This window comes from Zarconia sp., assembly GCF_057467645.1.
The window spans coordinates 19,547-39,943 of the sequence record NZ_JBRJXU010000098.1 but is presented as its reverse complement, the minus strand read 5'-3'; the positions used below and the strand labels follow the sequence as shown (position 1 = coordinate 39,943).

Below are 20,397 nucleotides of genomic sequence, written 5' to 3'. Positions count from 1 at the left end.
TTTGGGAGATACTGATGACAACTTCTGGAGAATACAAACAAATTTCCGAAGATTACCTGGCGCTGCTGCGGATGAGTGCCGAAGCGACGGGGTATATGCTGCACGGATTAGCTACCTTGTTTGAGGAAGAAGCCGAACTTGGGACGGAACGGACAATACCGACTCCTGGAGGGGCTAACGTCGAGCTCAACCAAGTTAATATTTTCAACGGAAATCTTGGCAACGAAGCCGAAACCTCACCTTCTCAACCCCTATCTCCCCCACCATCGGGACAACCTCTGCCCGGTCCGTTTCCCAGAGAAGCCGAGTTCGGGCTAGGGGGTTCCGACGGGGAAGGCGAAAGTACCGTTGATGAACTCATCGATGAATTCTCGGCTCGATTCGTCCCGACTGAGGATAAGACTGTGGCACTGGTGGCAGCGACGCTGCTCGACGAGCGCGGGGTTATTGAGGAAAACCCCGATACCGGCAACCGAGAACGGGTTTACCGTGCCGATGGATTTACCTTGCGTCAATCGGGTGAGGTTTATTCGATCGAAGACTCTCAAGGACAAGACGCGCAAATGCAGTTTTACTTGAGTGCGAGCGGACCGGTTGTCTGGGGAGATAATCGGCTTTCTCAACTCCACAAAGAAGAGTTCAAAAGCGTTTACCGCCACCGGAAGACCCGGAGGGAACCCCTCGATCTCGAGGAAGGAGACTTATCTAAAACCGTGGCCACTTTAGGGGCTTTAGCTCCCCGAGGGTCGAAAAAGGTTCTCGACGATCTCAAAGGGATGAAAGCGTTCGGGTTCGTCAACCACACCATCAACCAACTAGGGGTCGAGTCATCCGAATCGAGGGTTGAAGTCAAAGTGGGCGGTTATCGCCTCAAACGAGAGCGCGGCGAGGAATCCACAACGGTGAGTATTGAATCTAATGACGATCGAGGGGAACTGCTTTCTTATACGGCCAGGAGGACGGAGGATGGAATTTCTGTGGAACTCGATGCCATTCGCCTCGATCGAGACGATCTCCTGCGGCTGCGCGAGATTGCTGAGAATTCCCAATATTTAGCGGCTACTTCAATTCGAGATACTCAATCTGAGGGAGTTTCTATTTCAAATACCCAAACCGAGGATGTCTCCGTTCGAGATACTCAATCTGAGGGAGTTTCTATTTCAAATACCCAACCCGAGGATGTCTCCGTTCGAGATGCCCAACCCGAGGATGTTTCCATTCGGAGTACTCGATTCCAGAGAAACCCAATCCAGTCTGCGGAAACGATCTCCCCGATTACCCAACCCTCAGAAGCGCCTGAAGCGATACTCATGACTGCTTGGCCGATTGAGGTTCACCCGGTCATTGCTAAAGCCTTGGAATATTTCGAGCCAGCGGAGTTGCCTCATGTCGAAGGCGAACCTGAAGAAGGCGGTCGCGCGACGATTTTCGCGAGCGATGCTCCCGCGCGGCAGTTGCGATTGCAAATGGAAGCCCAGGACGGTCAACTCACCGAACCCCAACAGATACAGGCTTACGAACTGTGCCAAAACCATCGGGAATTTTTAGAAACCAAGGGAGTTCTTCTGCCGACCCCAGAAGCTCTCAATACCTATCTGACCGAGAAAAAGACCGAGCGGGTTCGTTTGGCTGCCAACCCAGAGGCTCAAATTTCTGTGGATTTGACACCCGCTCCAGAAGCATCGCAATCCGAGCCACCCAGCGATCGACAGGTCGAACTCTAGGAGGATAAGCAACAGATCGTGTTAGAACTCAAAGATTTACCCACCCTACTTCGAGCTGGCGAAACCGCCGTTGCCTGTGAAGTGCCCCTTCAGGAGAAGGAGAATTTTTTCCAGTTTGTTTGGGCGCAATGCCGCCTTCCCCATGCCTCCAATTGCTACTTGTGGAATTTGGGAGTGCGCCGCATTCTTCAACTGCAATGGTGCGAATCGAAAGGATGGACTCGCGAACCCGTCGCCGGATACGAGCCACCTTCGAGGAGTGCTTCTATTGAAGAGCATTTCTCGATTTTGGAATTCTTGCAGGATTTTCCCGAACCGGGGATTTTCATCGTGGAAAACCTGTTTCCCTGGCTCGACGGCGATCGCGCCGATACGCGCCGGGTCTTTTTAGGGGAATACTTCAGCTCCAGGATTCTCAATCTAGCAGCATCTTTTGGGGAGAAGGGAAATCGGCATTTGTTGCTCCTCGGGCCTCGAGTGACTTTATCGCCTCACCTCGAAGCGGTACTCCCACAAGTGGCGATGCCACCGCCAACTCTATTGGATGTTTCGGCACACCTAGAATCGCAATTGGTACGGGGCCGAGCGCGCGATCGAGTCGAGCTATCCCAGAGCGCTCTCCAGGGATTGGCGCGAGCGGCGGCGGGGTTGACGTTGGCTCAAGTTGACGCGGGACTGAACCTGATTGCCGAACGACACGGGGGGTTGGATGAGAATAGCCCCCGGTGGATGAGAGATTACAAGATTTCCCAGTTCGCCCGACTCAACATTGAGTTCGTCCCGGAACCTAACGTCCAAATTGGTGGGTTGAAGCTGATTCAAGAGGATTTTGCCAAGTTCGCTCGCCTCCTCGAACCCGAGGCCCTGCGTCACGGCTTGCAAATTCCCAAGGGGGTAATCCTTGCCGGACCGCCGGGAACGGGAAAAAGTTTCTGTGCCAAGCGGTGCGCTCAGATGATGGGGGTGAGTTTGATTCTTGCCGATTGGGGGGCGTTAATGGGGGCGACTCCCGCCGCATCGGAAGCCAACCTGCGCCGCTTGCTGTATCTGGCTGAAGCCACCGCTCCGGTGGTGTTGTACTTCGACGATATGGATAAAGGGTTGGCGGTCGCCGAATCCAATGCCGATGGCGGTATCGCTCGAAGGCTGACGGGAAAACTACTGACTTGGATGCAAGATCGGACGGCTCCGGTTCTGGTTCTAGCTAGCGTCAATCGCCTTCAATGGCTGCCCCCCGAACTGACCCGACCCGGACGCTTCGACTATATTTACTACGTGGATCTGCCTCAACCCGGAGAGCGTAAAGAAGTGATGCACTCTCATTTGCAACGATTCGATCGGCGCTTTGCAAACGGAGATCCGTTTAGCTTCGAGCAGTGGCAGAGCATTATCAAACGAACTCACAAATGTTCTAACGCGGAGGTGGCAACTATTGTTGCCAAAGCGGCGATGCGGGCCTTCTGCGAGGGTCGTCCCGGACGCATTGAAATTGCCGACTTGCTCGCCGAACGGGAAACGGTCAATCCTTTGGCACTGCGGGAGGCGGATAAAATTGCGGCTATGCGCCGCCACGCTCGCCAAGTCGGACTCCCCGCCTCGGCTCCGGATACCTCGCCGTTTGCCCATCCGGTGGTGGAAGAGATTTGTTGACCGACATTCTTAGAGCTTTGCTCTGTTGTAGAGGAATTACCTAAAGGAACGTCAGTTTTGATGCGGTCGTCTGGTCTGGATGCAGACGACCGGTGACGTTCGGGCGGTCGGTCAGCCGCTCGAAAGTGAGGCGACAACACGCTCGTCATCTGGTTGCTGGGGAGGAAAGTACTCCCCACCCTCACCTGAAACAGTGTTTATCCGCGCACTGACGTTGTTTAATAGCCTGCCGAACTTTCGATCGTGTTGGGGAAGGGCGCTGATGTTTTTCCTGGATGTACCATTTAAGAGTAAGTTGAGGGTGCGTTATGGCAAAAGCGGAACGAGATGCACAGCGCGAAGAGCGCATCACCATGGAAATTGTGGTAGATGCCTATGGAGCTCAAGAACAGGCAATGGGCTGGTACTACTACTTGCAAGATACGATGCAGTTTCCATTCACAGCGACGTGTATCAGCAAGCGGCGCAGTTCTCCCGTGAAAGAAGGCACGACTGTAGATGTTGTAGGCATGGCTCCCGAAGAGGAGTGCGAACGGGAAATGTTTGTGGAGATTGCCTGGGAGGAAGATCTGCTGGCGGTACCGTTGATGCAGCTAGAGGCTTCAGAGGCAGATGAAGAAACCGAAGAGGCGATCGCAGACTGGCATTATTGGGTCGTGCGGGGTTATGAATTTGGGTAGATTTTAGGGTTCGATTGTCTGACCTAGCTTAAGATAACGACTTCACGACTCTGACGGCGAGCGTTGGCTCGAACTGCCAGTCAATCCACCTCCCGCGATCGGGCAACAAGCTTGGGAGCGTCGGACAATTGAGGGTGAAAACGATCGGTAGAGTTCGTGACATACTCCCGACACTGACTCTGCGAGTACAGTGCGGGCCGAAGAAGTGGAGGGTTCTTACCAACACCAGCCAACGTTTCGGTTACGCTGGTTCGCTTTATTGACGACCCATCGACCCATCATCCCCCGCTCCACAAGCCGGACACTGCCACTCGACGGTCGGATAGTCATCCCTTGCCCACTGGTAGTCGCACGTCGGACACCGCCCGGTAAACATCGGGTGGTTGTCGAGCAGCCACAGTTTTTCTTCTCGCGTCCAACGCTGGCGGGGTTGGCGGATAAGTTGGCCGTTGTAATAGCTCGCGCCTTCCTCAAATCCGAGTTTTTCGGGGGTGGGGTATGTTCGGTTCTCGAGGCGCGAGTCCCTTGCGGTCCAGATGAGGGACTCGCGATCGGTTTGCAGGAGGTGCGAGTTGTATTCGGGGAATTCGGCCATGGGAAAGGTCAGTGGGTGAATGCGGGTCGTTCTCGAAAAGTGACAGCCCCAGAGAGGTTTGGGGTCATCGAGTAAGATAATATTCACTTATTTTACCCGACTGCCCGTACCGAGATCGGTACCGAGGCGAATCGAATGGCCGATGGGCCGATCGCGATCGTGGGACAATGAAGCATCGAGTCAATCACCGCGCGGGTCGATGTCGCCTCAACCCAACCGATACCCCAAACCCGACCGACACCCATCGGTTTCTCCGGCGTTCGATTTGCGCTTAGCGCGCGTCGAGGAGTTTTTTAAGGCGCGCAGTTTTTCGGCGAACACCCAAAAAGCCTACCGTCGCGAACTCAAGCGATTCTTGGAGTGGACCGACGAGCCTTGGAGCGCGATGACCCCTCGGGTTTTCGCCCGCTACAAAGACCACCTGCGCTCGTCGCTTGCGGCGAGTTCGGTCAATCGGGCACTTTGCGCTCTTAAAAGTTTTTTCTCGTGGCTGTCGAGGGCTTATCCCGATGGGTTGCCGACCAACCCCGTCGAGACCATCTCTCTGCAAAAGCTGCCATTGCCCCCGGCTCGGGATTTGACCGACGAGACCGTGGCAGCTCTGTGGCAGGCGGTTGCCGCCCCAACTTCTACCCAGCGGCGAGATGCAGCTCTGCTGGGGGTGCTCGCCCACGGACTGCGGGCGGGTGAAGTCGTGGCTTTGAATTTGGCAGACTACGATGGCATTCGCTTGACGGTGCGTCAAGGTAAAGACGATAGCAGCGGCACCGTTCCCCTCACCGGCCTGGCTCGCACCCACCTGAACGCCTATTTGGCGTGGCGGCGGCAGCAGGGGGAGCGCTTTAATCCCAACCAACCGCTATTTTTGTCCCACAATCCCGTCAATCCGGGTGGGCGGTTGGGGTATCAGGGGATTTACTATACGATTCGAGATTTGGGAGTTCGGGCGGGAATTGAGGGTCTGACCCCCCATCGGTTGCGGCATACCTACGCGACGAAATTACTCCTGAAGGGGATGGATAGCTTGCACGCGCGCACCCTGACCCGTCACAAGTCGGAGGCTTCTTTCAAGCGCTATGCCAAGCGGGCGCTGAGTGCGGCGGCCGAACGGGCGTTTTATTCGGCGATTGGGGAAGAGCCTCCGACTCAGACGGGGGGATGGGAAGAGTTTTGAATTTTGGGAAGGGGGAATGTATAAGTAATAAGTGATAAGTGATAAGTAATAAGTCGGGAACGGGGAATGGGAAATGGGGAATGGTGTAGGGTGTTGCTCGGGGAGTGGGGGGAGAGCACCCCTTGAAATTTTGCGTGAGTTCAAAAGCGCGATCGCAGTCGTTGAACCGTGAAACAGTCAGATCGAGATTTAGGTGCGTGGTGTAGCGCGATCGGGTGTGGGAAATTGTAAATTAGGTTAGATGTGGAAGGGCTGAAATCTCCATCACCCCTAAAGCTGTTATAGCGCTTTGCGAGCCGTGCAGTCACACCATCGAAAACAGGCATTTTCCATTTCCCATTCCTCATTTCCGGGTCAACAGAACTTGTAACGATACGCCTCGCGAACTGCTACTTGTCGCCCGCACGACGACCCGACTACCTTCATTCAATACCAATTTAGCTGGGGAGCCAGACTCGTGAAACTTATCGATTTACCCAAAGAAGTGCACGTTGCAGCATATTGACAGCACACTAGCGACGGATTAGATCCCTTGGAGAGTTCTACAGGCGCTTGAGAGCATCGTAAAGAGTAGAGCGTTTCACCCCAAAAGTACGACAAACCGCAGCTTTTGAAGTGCCACTGTCGAGTGCTTGTTCGATTGCGGCAAGTTGCTCGTCACTAATCGCTCGCGGGCGACCGCATTTTTTACCCCGCCGTTTGGCTGCTTCCAACCCGGCTAGAATCCGCTCGCGGGTCAGCGCTCGTTCGTATTGTGCCAGCGAGCCAAAGATATTGAAGAGGAGTTCGCCGTGAGGTGTCGTGGTATCCATCTGTTCGGTGAGCGATCGAAACGCAACGCCTCGTTTTTGCAGTTTGGTGACAATCTCGAGCAAATGGGGCAGCGATCGTCCCAATCGATCGAGCTTCCACACCACTAAACAATCACCCGGCTTGGTATCGTCGAGTGCTGCTTTCAATCCAGGACGATTGTCCTTTGCGCCGCTGGCTCGATCTTCATACAAATGACGCTCGTCGATCCCGGCTGCGAGCAATGCATCGCGCTGCAAGTCAGTCGTTTGTCGGTCGTTGTCACTCGATACCCGCATATATCCAATCAGCATGTCCGAAAACCCCAATGCTCGTATTTTCATACTATCGAATAATCCGACATTGATATTCGGACGGTAACGGTCGTCGGAAAGCCGGGTTTTCCGTTCGGGGTCAACCTTCATTGAGGAGGTGTCGAATTGGACATGGTTCTCGCACACCTCTCAATCAAACAACAAAGCTGCGGCTTCTTTCAACCCAACCACTTCAACAAGCTGGCGGGAGTTTGAGTCACTACCGCTACACCCAAACCTCCACCCAATGAGGATGGAGGTCAGAGAGGGTCAAGAAAAGCAATTAAGGTTTAGACCCGGACGAAATCGATTTCGCTGCGCGAAACGGTCACGTCTTCCAAAATCGCTAGGATTTCGTTGCCCAAAGCAATCTGGGTGTCGCTATTATTCACCGGAGTCACGGACAGTTTCCTGATGCTCACCCCCCCCTTCAAACCAATGCGATCCTCCCCAACTGTGAAGTCAGAAATGATGTCTGTGCCATGGTTCTTGGCGAGGACGAAGGTATCTTGTCCCGCACCACCGGAAACAAAATCATTTCCTTCCCAACCGAGAAGGAAATCATCACCATTGCCACCAATTAGCAAATCGTCGCCAGCTTCTCCCCAGAGTCGATCGTTTCCATCTCCGCCTAAGAGGATGTCATTTCCAGCTTGACCGACTAGCCTATCATCTCCCACATGACCAATGAGATGATCTTTTCCACTGCGTCCTCTCAAGAGATCGTTACCAAAACCACCATTGACGACATCGCTACCGGAACCAGCATCAACCGTATCGTCTCCGCCCAAGGCATTGATAAAGTCGTTAACAGCGGTTCCAGAGAAATTGCCTGTAATCAGGTTCTCGGAAGCCAAAAGTTGACGCTCGAACGCTCCAATGTCGGATTCAGTGCCTTCTGGACGAGTGATACCTCGTTGGTCGATGGTGACACCCGCAAAGGGATTGGCGGCATCGATTGCCGGACTGTCTAAATGGAGAGCGTGAGTTTTTGTGGGACCGCTGTTGTATTGCAGGGGACCGAGTTGGGGATCGATAGGAGCATTACTGGTTCCGACAATATTGTTGTCACCGAAGGTGAAGCCGGTACTGCCTGTACCGTCGCCGATGAAATTGTAGCGGGTAGTCTGGAAATTTCCAGAAACGTCGGGGTGGATGGTTCCAAAACTACTGTTGTCGGTGTTTTCAGCAATAATCGTGTTATTGACACTAACAACACCGGAAAACCTGTTGTCAATGCCACCACCGTTATTATTAGCGGTGTTAGCAGTAATGGTGCTACTGTTCACCGTCAGAGTACCATCATTGAAGATGCCACCACCAAATCGGTTGGCGATGTTACCACTAATCGTACTGTTGGTTATTGTCAGGGTATCGTTAAAGCCGTTATCGATGCCACCGCCATCAAACTCAGCGGCAGAATTATTGCTAATCGTGCTGCTACTGACAATCCCATTACCCTCGTTATCAATTCCACCACCGGCTTTATTTGCCTGGTTATTGTTGATGGTACTGTTATTGACTGTTAAGTTGCCGTAGTTTTCAATGCCACCACCAAAGTTGGCTTGATTGCTACTGATGGTACTGTTGTTGACTGTTACGTTGCCATCAATGGAGTTATCAATTCCACCACCAGAGAATGTTGCCTGGTTATTGCTAATGATACTGTTGTTGACTGTCAAGTCACCGTAGTTTTCAATGCCACCGCCGCTTGCACTAACCAGATTATTTTCGATGATGCTGTTGTTTAAGATTAGCGTGCTACCCAATTGGTTCTCAATGGCACCACCAATGATTGCTTGGTTTCCGGTGAGAGTGCTGTGATTCACCGTCAGGTTTTCATTGTTCGATATACCACCGCCCCCTCCAGCATCTCCATCAGTAATGGTTAATCCTTCAATTTCAACCTCGATTAGGTTGTCACTATCTCCGTCGTCAACTTTGAAGACACCGGAGGCATTGTCGCCACTAACAGTCAGTTGATTAGCACCCAAACCCTCAATTCTTAGGTCATCGGTGATTGCCAGTTCGCCTGAAGTCAAGGTAATCGAATCTGGTGTGGCATCTGTAAAAACTGAACTCTCAAAGGTAATAGTATTCAGACCGGGCAAGGCATTGGCATTTAAAATGGCTTGACGTAACGATCCAACTCCGCTGTCATTGGTATTTGTAACGACGGTATTGGTGTCAATGGTAAAGTTGACATCTGAGATGTCGAAAAAGATGTTGTCGGCTGCTTCGACCTTAATGCGAGCATTGCTAGTGTTCAGGAGCGGAACCGTTATACTCGCGGAGCCATCATTAGGGGTGTTAGTAGCCAGTACCGTAGGGAACGTGTTGCCTCCATCCGTAGACAAGAGGATGTTAACATTAGCCGCATTAATTGAACCTCCGGCTGTTCCAGCAACATCCCACGTTACAGTCTCCGTCGCCCCCCCCGTCCAGGTTTCCGCTGTATTATTACTGGTGACTTGGAATGGTGTTCCCGTATCGATCACCGTCAGTTTTACATCGTCTGTATTGACTCCGCCGCCACCGCTTCGGTTATCTCGCGCGATGACGCGGAAGTTCAACTCGCGATTGGTGGTGGGGAGTTTTTCCCCTTTGGTGGTGGTGTTATTGAGTATGTCGGAAAGCTGAGGGAAAGTGCGCGTTGGGTCGGGGGTGGGGGTAAATGCTCGAAACAGAGGACTAGAACCGTTGTCTGGAGCGGATAGAGCTTGTTGCTTCCTGTCGGAACCCAAGTCGCGCTGTTCCCAGGTATAGGTCAGCAAATCGCCATCTGGATCGGAGCCTGTAGCCGTGAGTCTGAAAGGTGTGCGTGCTGGAATGGTGTAGTCGGCTCCGCCGTTAACAATTGGGATTGCATTGCCAGTGGGAGTAATTGTTGCCGCGTCCTTACCCACTCCCGTGGTAATCGTTTCACGAATTTGGTCAAAACTGGCAGAATGAAAATATAAATTACGCCCTCCTTGTAAGTTGTCATCACCACAACTCCTATAAGCCATGATAGTCGAACCACTCCCAGGCTCATATGCTGCTTCGGGACGGTACTGCTTTGGATTACAACCTGCCCCATTCCAGGTATGGTCAGCTCCAAATTGATGACCGAGTTCGTGGGCAAGGGTAGTTAAACGACGCAAGTTAAATGACTCGTTCTCAATGAATCCGGTCACTCCTTTAGCTTTTTTGCCGGATACGCCAACTTTTCCAGAAGCCCTACCACCGAATCCATTGCTAGAAAATAGATGCCCGATATCGTAGTTAGAATCACCAATAACTTTATCGATATTTTCTTGATTTTCGTTGACTAGGATTACCTTGTCCTTAGTCTCTTCTGAATAAGGATCGGTGTTCGGATCGGTGTATATAAGCTTGTCATTGTCGCCCACTAATTGCAAGCGAATTGCGAGTTCAGGTTCGTAGATTCCGTTGATAAAGTTAATAGCTTTAACGATCGCCGCCTGAGCCGATTCAACAGTACCGCCGTTATTCTGGGTATACTCTGCCGTAGCGGCAACTGCTAGTTGATAGGTATACAGCTCAGTGCCCGAAGACTGGGACAAGGATAGATTAGATGCAAGTTGTGCTACATCAGGAGCATTAGAGGAAATGGACTCCTCTATATCGTTAAACAGAAAGTTTGAATCGATGGAGCTGTCTGGAAGAGAAAAATCTAGAGGCAGTGCTAAATCTTCTTGAGAGTGACTAATATAGAGGTCATCATTCAGATCGGAAAAGGGATCGATGTAGAAGCTACCTGAAGGTGATAGCACCTGAGCATGAAAACCTGCTGGGGTAAAATCAAAACGCACCGTGGCTGCTGGATCGTCAATTCCCTGACCGCTATAGGTTTTGATGTTGGGGAATTTCTCAGCGAGAGCCGCTTCCATAATGGGAGACTCTACAATCTCGAAACTAGAGAACGTCCCATCCGGCATGGGCAAACTGATTTCTAAAGGTGCTTGAGTAGCATGGGTCGTAAACTCCATAGGCGCAGTTGCCAGCGTGGATTGAAGTAAGTCTGCATCTAATGCGAACGCTTCAAATTGGTGATCTTGGATGAAGTTTTGTGCTTCTCCTCTGGCTTGTGAAACTCCATCTAGCGCTTGCCAAAGTCCTTCTGGAGAGTTCAATTCCTGATGCTCTTGTATTTTCATCGTGATTTTCTCTTGAAATAATGTGTCTCGAAGCAGCTAAATCCCGCTATTTCCCCACCCAAAACCTACGGACGAATCGACGAGTTCGTTCAAATATTTGTCATTGAAAAAGTGAGAATGTTCTGCAAATCCCCAATGCCTTGAATAAGCATTGTTGACGAAATCGGAGTGCCTCCTCCGTTGAATTTACTGATTTTGGCGATCGATACAGGGTTTGAATCGCAATCGTCTGGATTGGTACGCGCTGGGGATTCCAGCGAGGCTATTCGTTCCTACCTTTTTCCTCGGAAGCCGTGCGAAATCGTCCCTTACCCGATCGAGACTCGATCGCATTTGTCGCTGTATTCATTTTTTTCAGGACATTTCACTGCTGCCACTTTTTTTCCGGCGAGCAAGATGCTTGCACTAATTGTCCTAATGTGGCTGAATATGGCTATATGTAATACAGCTTCACGCAGAATCGGTATAAACTTTACGAAAATCAGACCCCTCAAACGCTTGAAACTTCGTTCTCAACGGTCGTACCCATTAGGCTACATTTTCTGGGTATATTTTTGAGACTTACAAATCAAACAAGATTGAAGCTTCAGGAGACTTACCCCGACACTTTTAGGGAAAGCGTATAATTTCCGAGGCTAATACAACTCGAAAGCCAGATATAGAATTTAGTTTAAAGGGGATTTTTCTGCCGGATATGAGAATAAATAATTACATAAGAGATAGCAATCCGCTAGAGACTTTACACTAAGTTCTTCAAACAAATACAGAACCCATCTGGGTGTGAATAAATTGTAAAGTTTTCGAAAATTTATCCCGCCCAAGCTTGAGTTCTATCAGTATTTTTCCGAATAAAAAAGCCAACATGATCGAGAATCAGTAAAGCTCTATCGTATTTTTGTAAAGCACTCTTCAACTTCCGATATTTTCTCAAGAATCATATGGACATTCCCTTTTGTTCGCTGGCACGTATTCCGTACATTTACTGAGAATTTTATGATTGACAAATATTCTCTTTTCATATACAAGTCAGTGCGACCAGAAGCTTGGATAAACTGATTTACAGTGCGTACACAAGCATTCCGGTACTTAACCTAAACTTCAGTTTTTTACAAAGGTCGCTCAAATGAAAGGTTTTTCCTTCGCTTAAAGCTGACATTTTCGTCGTGAATTATTTCCTCGGGAACGAATCATTGGCGAAGCATTTGCTCGTTCGTGTAGTGTTCAGTTCAACACCTCAAGGGGTTCAACAAAGTCAATAAATGCCGATCCCTTCTTCTTCTAAACAGCCGTAAAGTTTGCGCTAGTAATGTTTTCGGCTTTTACCCACTTCAGTGTTGCGAGAAGGTCATCACTACCCACCATGCTAATTTGGGTAAAGAATTCGTTCCCATTGTTTCCTTGAGTGACGGACAGTCGATCGAAGGTGAGACCATTTTTCAATCCCAGTAAATCTTTACCCACATCGAATTGGGCAATAACCGTTACGCCGTCGCCGGGATTCAGGACAAATCGATCGCTGCCACTGCCGCTATAAACGGTATTGTTACCGGAACCCGCATCGATGTAGTTATCGCCTTCTGCGGCGTAGATTAGATCGTCTCCACCGTTGGTTTCAATGCGATCGCTCGCTGCCCCACCATAGATCGTGTCATTTCCGTGGAGGGTATTGATACTGTTGTTTCCTGTTCCTGTAGTGATGATGTTATTGCCCTCTGCGGCAAAGATTTGGTTGTCGCCATCGCCGACGGTGATGATATCCGCTTTTGAACCCCCGTAGATGAGGTTATCTCCCTGTCCGGCGGCGACGGTGTTTTCGCCTTCTCCGGCATAGATTTCGTTATTGCCGTTACCCAGGGTAATGGCATCGTTTCCGGGTCCGGCGTAAACGGTATTGTTTCCATTGCCTGCGGTGACAGTATTGTTGCCTTCTCCGGCATCCAGGCGATTGGTTCCGTCTCCTGCGGTGAGGGTGTCATCTCCTAAGCCACCTTCGAGGGTATTGTCTTCTTCTGCGCCATCGAGGACATCGTTACCCTCACCCCCTCGGAGGATGTCGTTGCCTGCATCGCCGAAGAGTTGATCGTTTCCGTCGTTCCCCCAGAGGACATCGTTGCCGTCGTCGCCTTTGAGTGTGTCGTCGCCCAATCCGCCGTCGAGTTCGTCTTTTCCAGCCAAACCGCGTAGACTGTTGTTGCCGTTGTCGCCGACGAGGAAGTCGTTGAAGTTGGAACCTTCGAGGTTTTCGATGGAGTCGAACTGGTCGCCGGTGGCATCTCCTGCCCAACCATTTTTCTGGAGAAGGCTGGCAGATACGCCGGATGGGGCATTGAAGTAGGAGGCGGTGTCGTTGCCGTCCCCTCCGTTGAGGAAGTCCGCCGGCCACCCGTTGCCGGAACCGCCGATGAGGAGGTCGTCTCCGGCATCGCCGTTGAGGGTGTCGTTTCCGGCAGCACCCTCAAGCGTGTCACTACCATTTGCGCCTGTGAGCACGTTATCCGCACCATTCCCAACAAGGGTATCTGTTTGTTGGGAACCGATTAAGTTTTCGATATTTTGCAGTACGTCGCCTTCTGCATCTCCACCGGAGGCAATCTGCCGTTCGAGATCGATCAATACGGCTTCTTCAGACTCTAGATAAGATGCCGTATCGCGACCCTCCCGACCATCTAATAGGTCTCCTCCAGCTAACCCGCTGAGGACGTTATCGCCTGCATCGCCAATTAACGTGTCATCGTAAATCGAGCCTTCTAGGTCTTCAATGGACTCGAAGGTATCTGCAAGGTCATCAGAGAAGATGATGGTGTCATTGCCTGAAACGGTGTCATTGCCTGAAACAAAAACGATATCGTCTGTATCTTCACCCGCACGACCGATTCCTTCGGTCAAACTGGCAAATACACCTATCCCCTCTGTGGGATTAGTGATTTCACCAGTATTGGTATCGTCTGAAGGTTGGATTTTTGCGTAGTTGCGATAGGATGCGGTGTCGCGACCCGAACCGCCTTGTAGCGTATTGGTTCCAATCCCACCTCCTAGGGTATCGTCACCCGCACGACCGTCAAGTCGATCATCTCCTTTCAAACCGCTAAGGATATTGTTAGCCGCATCACCGATGAGGATATCTGCATCTTGAGATCCTTCCACGTTTTCAATGGACAGGAATACATCGCCTTCTGCATCGCCTCCAGATGCTGTATTTTGCTCCAGATTGACCGATACACCTTCCGGCGATGTGGCGTAGGACGCAGCATCACTATCCTCTCCTCCGTCTAATAGATCGGCATCTGCACCGCCGACTAATAGATCCTCACCACTACCACCTCGAAGTGTGTCTCGACCTTGGAGACCCCCTAAAACGTCATCTTGAGCATTACCAACGATACTGTCGTCGTGGTTGGAACCGTCTATTTGTTCGATCGAGTTGAGGGTGTCTCCAGCAGCATCGCCGGTGAATACGCCAGTTTCCAAATTGATGGAAACCGATGCTAATGCGGTTTCGTAGCTGGCAACGTCAACACCATCTCCTCCCTCCAGCAGATCCGCTCCAGATCCACCAATTAGCAGATCGTCATCTTCACCGCCATTCAGCGTGTCCTCACCGTCACCTCCATCAAGTCGATCTTCGCCAGTCCCGCCATTCAGGAGATCGTTACCGTTAGTGGCTTCTAATAGATCGTCGCCAATACCGCCATCTACAACGTCGTTACCATTACCAGCACGAAGGAAATCATCTCCCGCACCGCCTGAGAGGTCTGCGGGGACGAGAACCGCGATGGGTAAGGGATTGTTATTGGCATCGACTTCGAGGGGGTTGAGGTCGATAACATCATCTTCGAGACCTCCCTTAGCAATAATCTTGGTAACGTTCTGTTTTTCTTGGGTAACACCAAAAGCAGAGATGGAAAAGATTTCATTACCTTCCAAATCAGGCTTTTGCTGGACAGTAAAGATTTCCGCGCCATCTTCTGTGTTGCCTGCATTTTCGCGCAGATGGGCTAGTGAACCCATATAGAGTTCGATGACACCAGTACCATCGGTTGCTAAAATGGGCTGTGGTACTAGATCATCGCCACCATCACCATCACCACCAAACGACAACAGCGTGACTCTGGGACTGCTAGTGCGGTAAGTTTTAGAAAACCAGCCTAAACCCACTTTGACTGAAGCGTTTAGACCTGCGGTTATCTGACCTGAAATGTCGAAAACACTGCCCAAATTGTTGAAGTCGTTCAAACGAACTTTGTTATCGTCGCCACCATTCAGGTCGAAGCCAATCGTTCCGGTAATATCACCACCGACCTTAGCTTTAGCAAGAACTGCATCTAACTCACCGAAGGCTTCGAGACCCAATGATAGTGAAACTTCGTCCTCTGGTTTATCGGTGATGAAAAAACCTTGAGCCAGATTGTTGTTCTGGATTCCAAAGGTATCGTATCCAAACTCGAAGGGCTGAATTGTTGCATCAAATTTTCCTTTGAGTCCGCCAAATAAGAAAGGTGGAATGATTGGAAATTTTAACAATGTAAGTTTTTCTTCCTCTTCATCACCCCCAAAGTTGATCGATAAACCTGGTGTTTCATAGGTCAAAAGATTAACATCTTTTCCTAAAAGAAAGTCAAAAGCTGCTGTGGGTTCAGTTAAAATAGGAAATTGCAATCCTTTTCCAGGAATTGTCGTAATAAATGTTTCTTCCTTGCTATTATCTGGAAGTTGCTCTTCAACAGAAGGAGCTGTTGCCGTAACGTTTGGGGTTACACTACTCAGCTTCAAGTTGGAGTCGAGAATATTTTCGCCTCCCAGATCGAAGCTGCCGAATTTGATGGGTGGCAAGCTGCTATTTTTAGGAATATCGTTGATGAGGCTGCTAATCTGCCCGACTGATTCAATGAACTTTTTATCGTCATCATCGATTACACCTAAACCCTCAAGAATATCTTTTGGTGTAAATTTTTTAACTTTTAGATCGATCTCTTTGTTCAGGAAGTTCGCTATCTTTTCAATGGGTTGGGTAATTTGTTGAACATTTCCTAGAATCGGTTTGGCAAAATCGCTAAAAAACGAGCCAAGATTGAGTTCGACATCGTTAAATGAAACATCTGGAGTGCTGCCACTTTCCAGAAAAGACCAAGACACATTAAAATCTGATTCGATCGAGGGAAGTTTGGTAGAACCCTCAATACTAGTCACTAAATGTAAGTTTAGATCGGCGGAGCCATCGGGGGTGAAGCGCAGATTACTCAATTCATCTAGTGTTAACTGATTATCTCCATCTTCTCCGTCATCTAAATCAACAGAGAATTCAATTTTGCTGTCTTGATTTGTTGCCTGAAGCTGTAGAGGTCCCAGATTTGCTGTTGCTTGGGGAAAAGATGGAATCAGCGAGATGCTAAGGTCTTCTGTGGGTGAGGTATCAAAGAAAAACTCATTCGCAGCAGTGTCAACGCCAAAACCCAAATTAAAGGTATAGCCAAAGTCAATTGATGCTGTTGGGTCGCTAAAGTTAAGTCCGAGTCCGGGAAGACCGATGTCAGGGAGCCACGGGATGTTGAAGAGTTCCGTCTGACTGCCTAGCGTTAAGTTAAACTGAACGACAGAACCATCTATGAGGATTGCGATATCCTCCTTCGAGACATCAGTTCCAGCATCATCGGAATCTTGGAGTATTCCTTCACGACTCAGTAATTCAAACAGAGCAGTCTGGATTTCATCAACCGTGGCTTCTGTACCATTTCCAAGTTGCGCGAATGTTTCGCTGAGTTTAGTGCTTAAATTTCCGAGGAATTGCAACCCACCACCTTCAGCAACTGCATTCGCTTCGCTAACTTCATTAACTGCCAGTGCTTGACTTGCCTGAAGAGTGGGACTAGCAGCACTACTCGATTGAAGTTCAGCAACTGCATTCGCTTCGCTAACTTCATTAACTGTCAGTGCTTGACTTGCCTGAAGGGTGGGACTAGCAGCACTACTCGATTGAAGTAAATTGACAAAGGGTATTTTGGCAAAAATTGGGTTGGTTTTCGACTGGAAATCGGCTAGTTTGTTTATATTCTGTAGTGTGTTGAGACCTATTGTCTGTTTTGGAGGCTCATTCGCTACGGTAAAGGTGTAAGCTCCACTCCAGTATGAACCTGTATCTTGGGACTGATCGTTAACAGCAGGGCTAAAATCATCACCAGCAATAACGATGTGATATTCTCCTGGTTGGCTTAAAATACTGTTCCAGGTCGCTTGGTCTGGTTGCCACTGTGTAACATTACTCAGTTGAAGTTGTCGTAAAAACTGAGAGAAATCACTATTGAATACAAGAACTTGAAAAGCCTCGTTGGCATTATCATTACCTTTTTCCCAAGTAAAAATTGGCGGGCTACTACTATCATTCGGCAGAAAGTTTATTAACTGCTTATTTTTGTCTGGAGCAATAGTTTGATTGTTAAAAACAATGTTTTTTAAGTGTGGCGAAACACCATATTCCTCGAAAATAGACCCTAATTTTGCTCGCCTAGCGTTATCCGAGCCATTTGTAGTTATAGGGAATTCAGGGATCTCAATTTCATGAGGGTTGTTATAGAAGTAATCCCACACATCATCGAGTCGATCTAGAGAGGAAATCTTGTTGTTGAGAATTTGATATAATTTCTCATGACTTATTGCGATGCGGTCGTGTAGCTCATTTGCAGGATCTGCCAAATCCCACAAAATCCGTAGTACAGATGTTTCATCACCTTCACCAAGGTTGGCAGAACCTTCATGCGTTTCTATATTGACCCGACGATTTATTGCCTGTGTATCGACTAAGTCATTGACTCCTGGAACATTGGGTAACTTCCTCTCCTCAGCCGTAACACGCTGAATAGCCTGTCCTAAATAGCTAGCAAGTCCTTCAGACCATGCCAAGCGAGCGCCAACATCCTTATTACTATATTTGGTGATATTGCTTTCTCCAGGATTGTGATTGAACTCTCCAGTAGGGTGGCTAATTAATCCATCTATCTCTGCTAAAAAATGACCATACTCATGATGAATCAAATCCCAATTATCTGGGTCATTAGAAGTGATAGCTATCCTTTCTGCTCCACCAAACTGATAAAACGATACTTCTTCTTTGTCAAATGGAAAGAACACTCGCAACTTAGGATGCTTCTTAGGAACTGGTGGTGTTCCTCGAACACTTTCTGTTTCTGCATACTGTTCAGCCGTGTAGAGGGCATCATGAATTGAAAATGCTAGTTCATCCTCAGTACGAGGTATAGTAAAAGTCTTGAAATTATTTGGACCACGATATTCCAACAATGGAGGAACGGCATCATCATCATTAAAAAAAGATCCATGGCTTATCTGATGTAATTTGCTATTAGCCTTGATCTCTATAAAAAATGGTTGATTTCCTAAAGAAGGGATAGAGTATTTTCCTTTAGAGTCAGTATAATCAGAACCAATCGTTTTCAAATCATTCTTATTAACAGCCGTAACACTTGCTCCCCTAACAGGATGCTTTTTATTTTTACTATCAGTCCAATAAATATTTCCTATTATATCTGCTTTCTCGATCTGAATAACTTGACCATTCAAAGTAATCGTTGTTCTATCATCCTCACCCCTCAACCTCTGAATTGCCCCTACGTGTAACCCTACACCACTCACTACTGCTGAAAAAATTGCTCCTTCATCCCCAGGTGCATCTAATTCATTAACTTGAGCATCCACAAAATGACCATATTCTTCTAAAAAAACATCTACGATCGCCCCTAAATTTCCTTGATTCTCCTCCAAATACTCCGCAGACAAATAAATCGTATTCGTCGCCGCAGCAAATGCCCCATTTGCCCCATTCAACTCTGCTGAAGAACGAACTTCAATCGGTGGAAACGCCGCAAAATCTCCTACCCACCACTGCTGACGCAACTCTTCTAATCGTTCGGCATTCAATCCCTCACCAAAAGCCAGTGTCATTTTGCTTGCAAACTCTTCATCAACCGCAAATGCTGTCAAAAGCTGCTGTGCCTTCAAAACTGCGGTATCAAGAATAGAGGCGGAGAGGAAGTTAGAGCTAGAATTGAAAATCTGATGAGTTTGCATGGCGCGGTCTCCTGAAATAACAGATACTTTGAATTCCGGTTGTTACAACCCCTTGGGACTTTTCGTTCTTACCAAACTTTTCCCAATTGGGTTAAAAAGGGGTTAATGAATCGGAGAATTTCAGGAAATATTCGCACGCTTTATCCCATCTAAATAGTCTTTTTCCGTAAACTTTACTAAAAGAAAATATAAATTTTTTATTTATTTATTTTATGTAAAGTTCGTAGTTTTTTGAAGAAAATACTCTCGTAGTCATACGCTTTTGTTTAATCGATTTTAAAAAAATAGATAAACAATCAGTATTGCTTTATTAAAAAATGATGAAGGGAAATAGAAATTACCAATTTAAATCGGAAATTCCACTGAATCCGCTTTGGCTTGGCTCATTCAATTCCGTACATTTACTGAGAATTCGCAAGCCAACAAGTTTGAACTTTTGTTAATCTTTGCTATGAAGCTCGATCTCATCGATATGGGGTTCAAGCCGGTTTCTGACTTTTGTCAGTCAACCTGCTCATGCTAGATGCAGCAGCCAGCAACCTGATTTTCGACCGTCCGGTATTCAAGTGATTTTCGGATGGTTAAAAAGATCGCCCGGCCAGAAATTCTCGCCGGGCGACCGTGTGCTACTCCAGCACACTCTTGGCCAACTCACCCCACACCTAGTAATCTGAATAGGTAGCACAGAGCAGCATACTGGCAGCCTACCCTTGATGGTCACTAAAAATATCCGCATCGTCGGTTACTTACCGCCCCCTTTCCACCAGAAATTACGCGAGTACACCCAAACTCACGATCTCAGCGAAAGTGCCGCCCTCGTCCGCATCGTCAAGCAGTTTTTCGAGCCGGATGCTCCATCGGACGACTCGGAATCTCGCTTGGAGCGCGAACTGGCATCCCTCAGAGAAGAAATGACTCAGATGCAGCAGCGCCTGGGAGTTCTCGAAGCAGCACTGGCGACTCAAGGACGATCGAGAAGTTACTCTCAATCCCGAAATTCTGCATCGACACGTCCGGCTCCTACCCTACGCTCGCAAACTTCAGCCAACCTCGCCCGACGGCTGGGAGTGACCGCCGAAAGTCTCAAAGAAGCCTTGGGGAAAGGGGAGGAGCATTTCAAAAACTGGACGAAACACCGCGACCCCGGTTCGAGAGCTTGGGTGGCGCGAGATGGACGTTTTCATCCCCTCTAAAATCACTTCCTTTTCGCACGGGTCTACAGCCACAAAAACTCT

General features: G+C 48.9%; 9 protein-coding genes. 5 read left to right on the top strand and 4 right to left on the bottom strand.

From position 1 onward, the window contains the following. The first annotated feature begins 14 nt into the window (after positions 1-14). The 3 genes from AC2215_RS14785 (at position 15) to AC2215_RS14775 (ending at position 4,054) form a co-directional block, all read left to right on the top strand. Positions 15-1,724 (top strand): hypothetical protein, encoded by a 1,710-nt coding sequence (locus tag AC2215_RS14785; protein ID WP_486810782.1) that lies wholly within the window; start codon positions 15-17, stop codon positions 1,722-1,724. 18 nt (positions 1,725-1,742) lie between these two features. Next, complete coding sequence (locus AC2215_RS14780) at positions 1,743-3,374, top strand: AAA family ATPase (RefSeq protein WP_486810781.1); 1,632 nt, start codon at positions 1,743-1,745, stop codon at positions 3,372-3,374. A 308-nt stretch (positions 3,375-3,682) separates the two neighbouring features. Next, on the top strand, positions 3,683-4,054 hold the full coding sequence (locus AC2215_RS14775; RefSeq protein ID WP_486810780.1) for a calcium-binding protein: 372 nt from the start codon (positions 3,683-3,685) through the stop codon (positions 4,052-4,054). Positions 4,055-4,310: 256 nt separating this feature from the next. Here AC2215_RS14775 and AC2215_RS14770 read toward each other — a convergent pair whose 3' ends face one another. Then, positions 4,311-4,736: a hypothetical protein gene (locus tag AC2215_RS14770; protein WP_486810779.1), complete on the bottom strand. Its 426-nt coding sequence runs from the start codon at positions 4,734-4,736 to the stop codon at positions 4,311-4,313. A 112-nt stretch (positions 4,737-4,848) separates the two neighbouring features. On the opposite strand from AC2215_RS14770, the gene AC2215_RS14765 reads away from it, so the two are divergent. Beyond that, positions 4,849-5,823, top strand: a complete 975-nt coding sequence (locus AC2215_RS14765) for a tyrosine-type recombinase/integrase (RefSeq protein ID WP_486810778.1) — start codon at positions 4,849-4,851, stop codon at positions 5,821-5,823. Positions 5,824-6,365: 542 nt separating this feature from the next. Here the strand turns inward: AC2215_RS14765 and AC2215_RS14760 are convergent. The 3 genes from AC2215_RS14760 to AC2215_RS14750 form a co-directional block, all read right to left on the bottom strand. Continuing rightward, on the bottom strand, positions 6,366-7,037 hold the full coding sequence (locus tag AC2215_RS14760; protein WP_486810777.1) for a recombinase family protein: 672 nt from the start codon (positions 7,035-7,037) through the stop codon (positions 6,366-6,368). Positions 7,038-7,216: 179 nt separating this feature from the next. Next, positions 7,217-10,918, bottom strand: coding sequence for a reprolysin-like metallopeptidase (locus AC2215_RS14755; RefSeq protein WP_486810776.1), 3,702 nt, complete (start codon positions 10,916-10,918; stop codon positions 7,217-7,219). A gap of 1,446 nt (positions 10,919-12,364) precedes the next feature. Continuing rightward, complete coding sequence (locus AC2215_RS14750; protein WP_486810775.1) at positions 12,365-19,162, bottom strand: hypothetical protein; 6,798 nt, start codon at positions 19,160-19,162, stop codon at positions 12,365-12,367. A 713-nt stretch (positions 19,163-19,875) separates the two neighbouring features. Here AC2215_RS14750 and AC2215_RS14745 point away from each other — a divergent pair. Further along, the gene (locus AC2215_RS14745; RefSeq protein WP_486810774.1) at positions 19,876-20,355 is read left to right on the top strand and encodes a hypothetical protein; all 480 of its coding nucleotides are present in this window, start codon (positions 19,876-19,878) and stop codon (positions 20,353-20,355) included. The last annotated feature ends 42 nt before the right edge of the window (positions 20,356-20,397 follow it).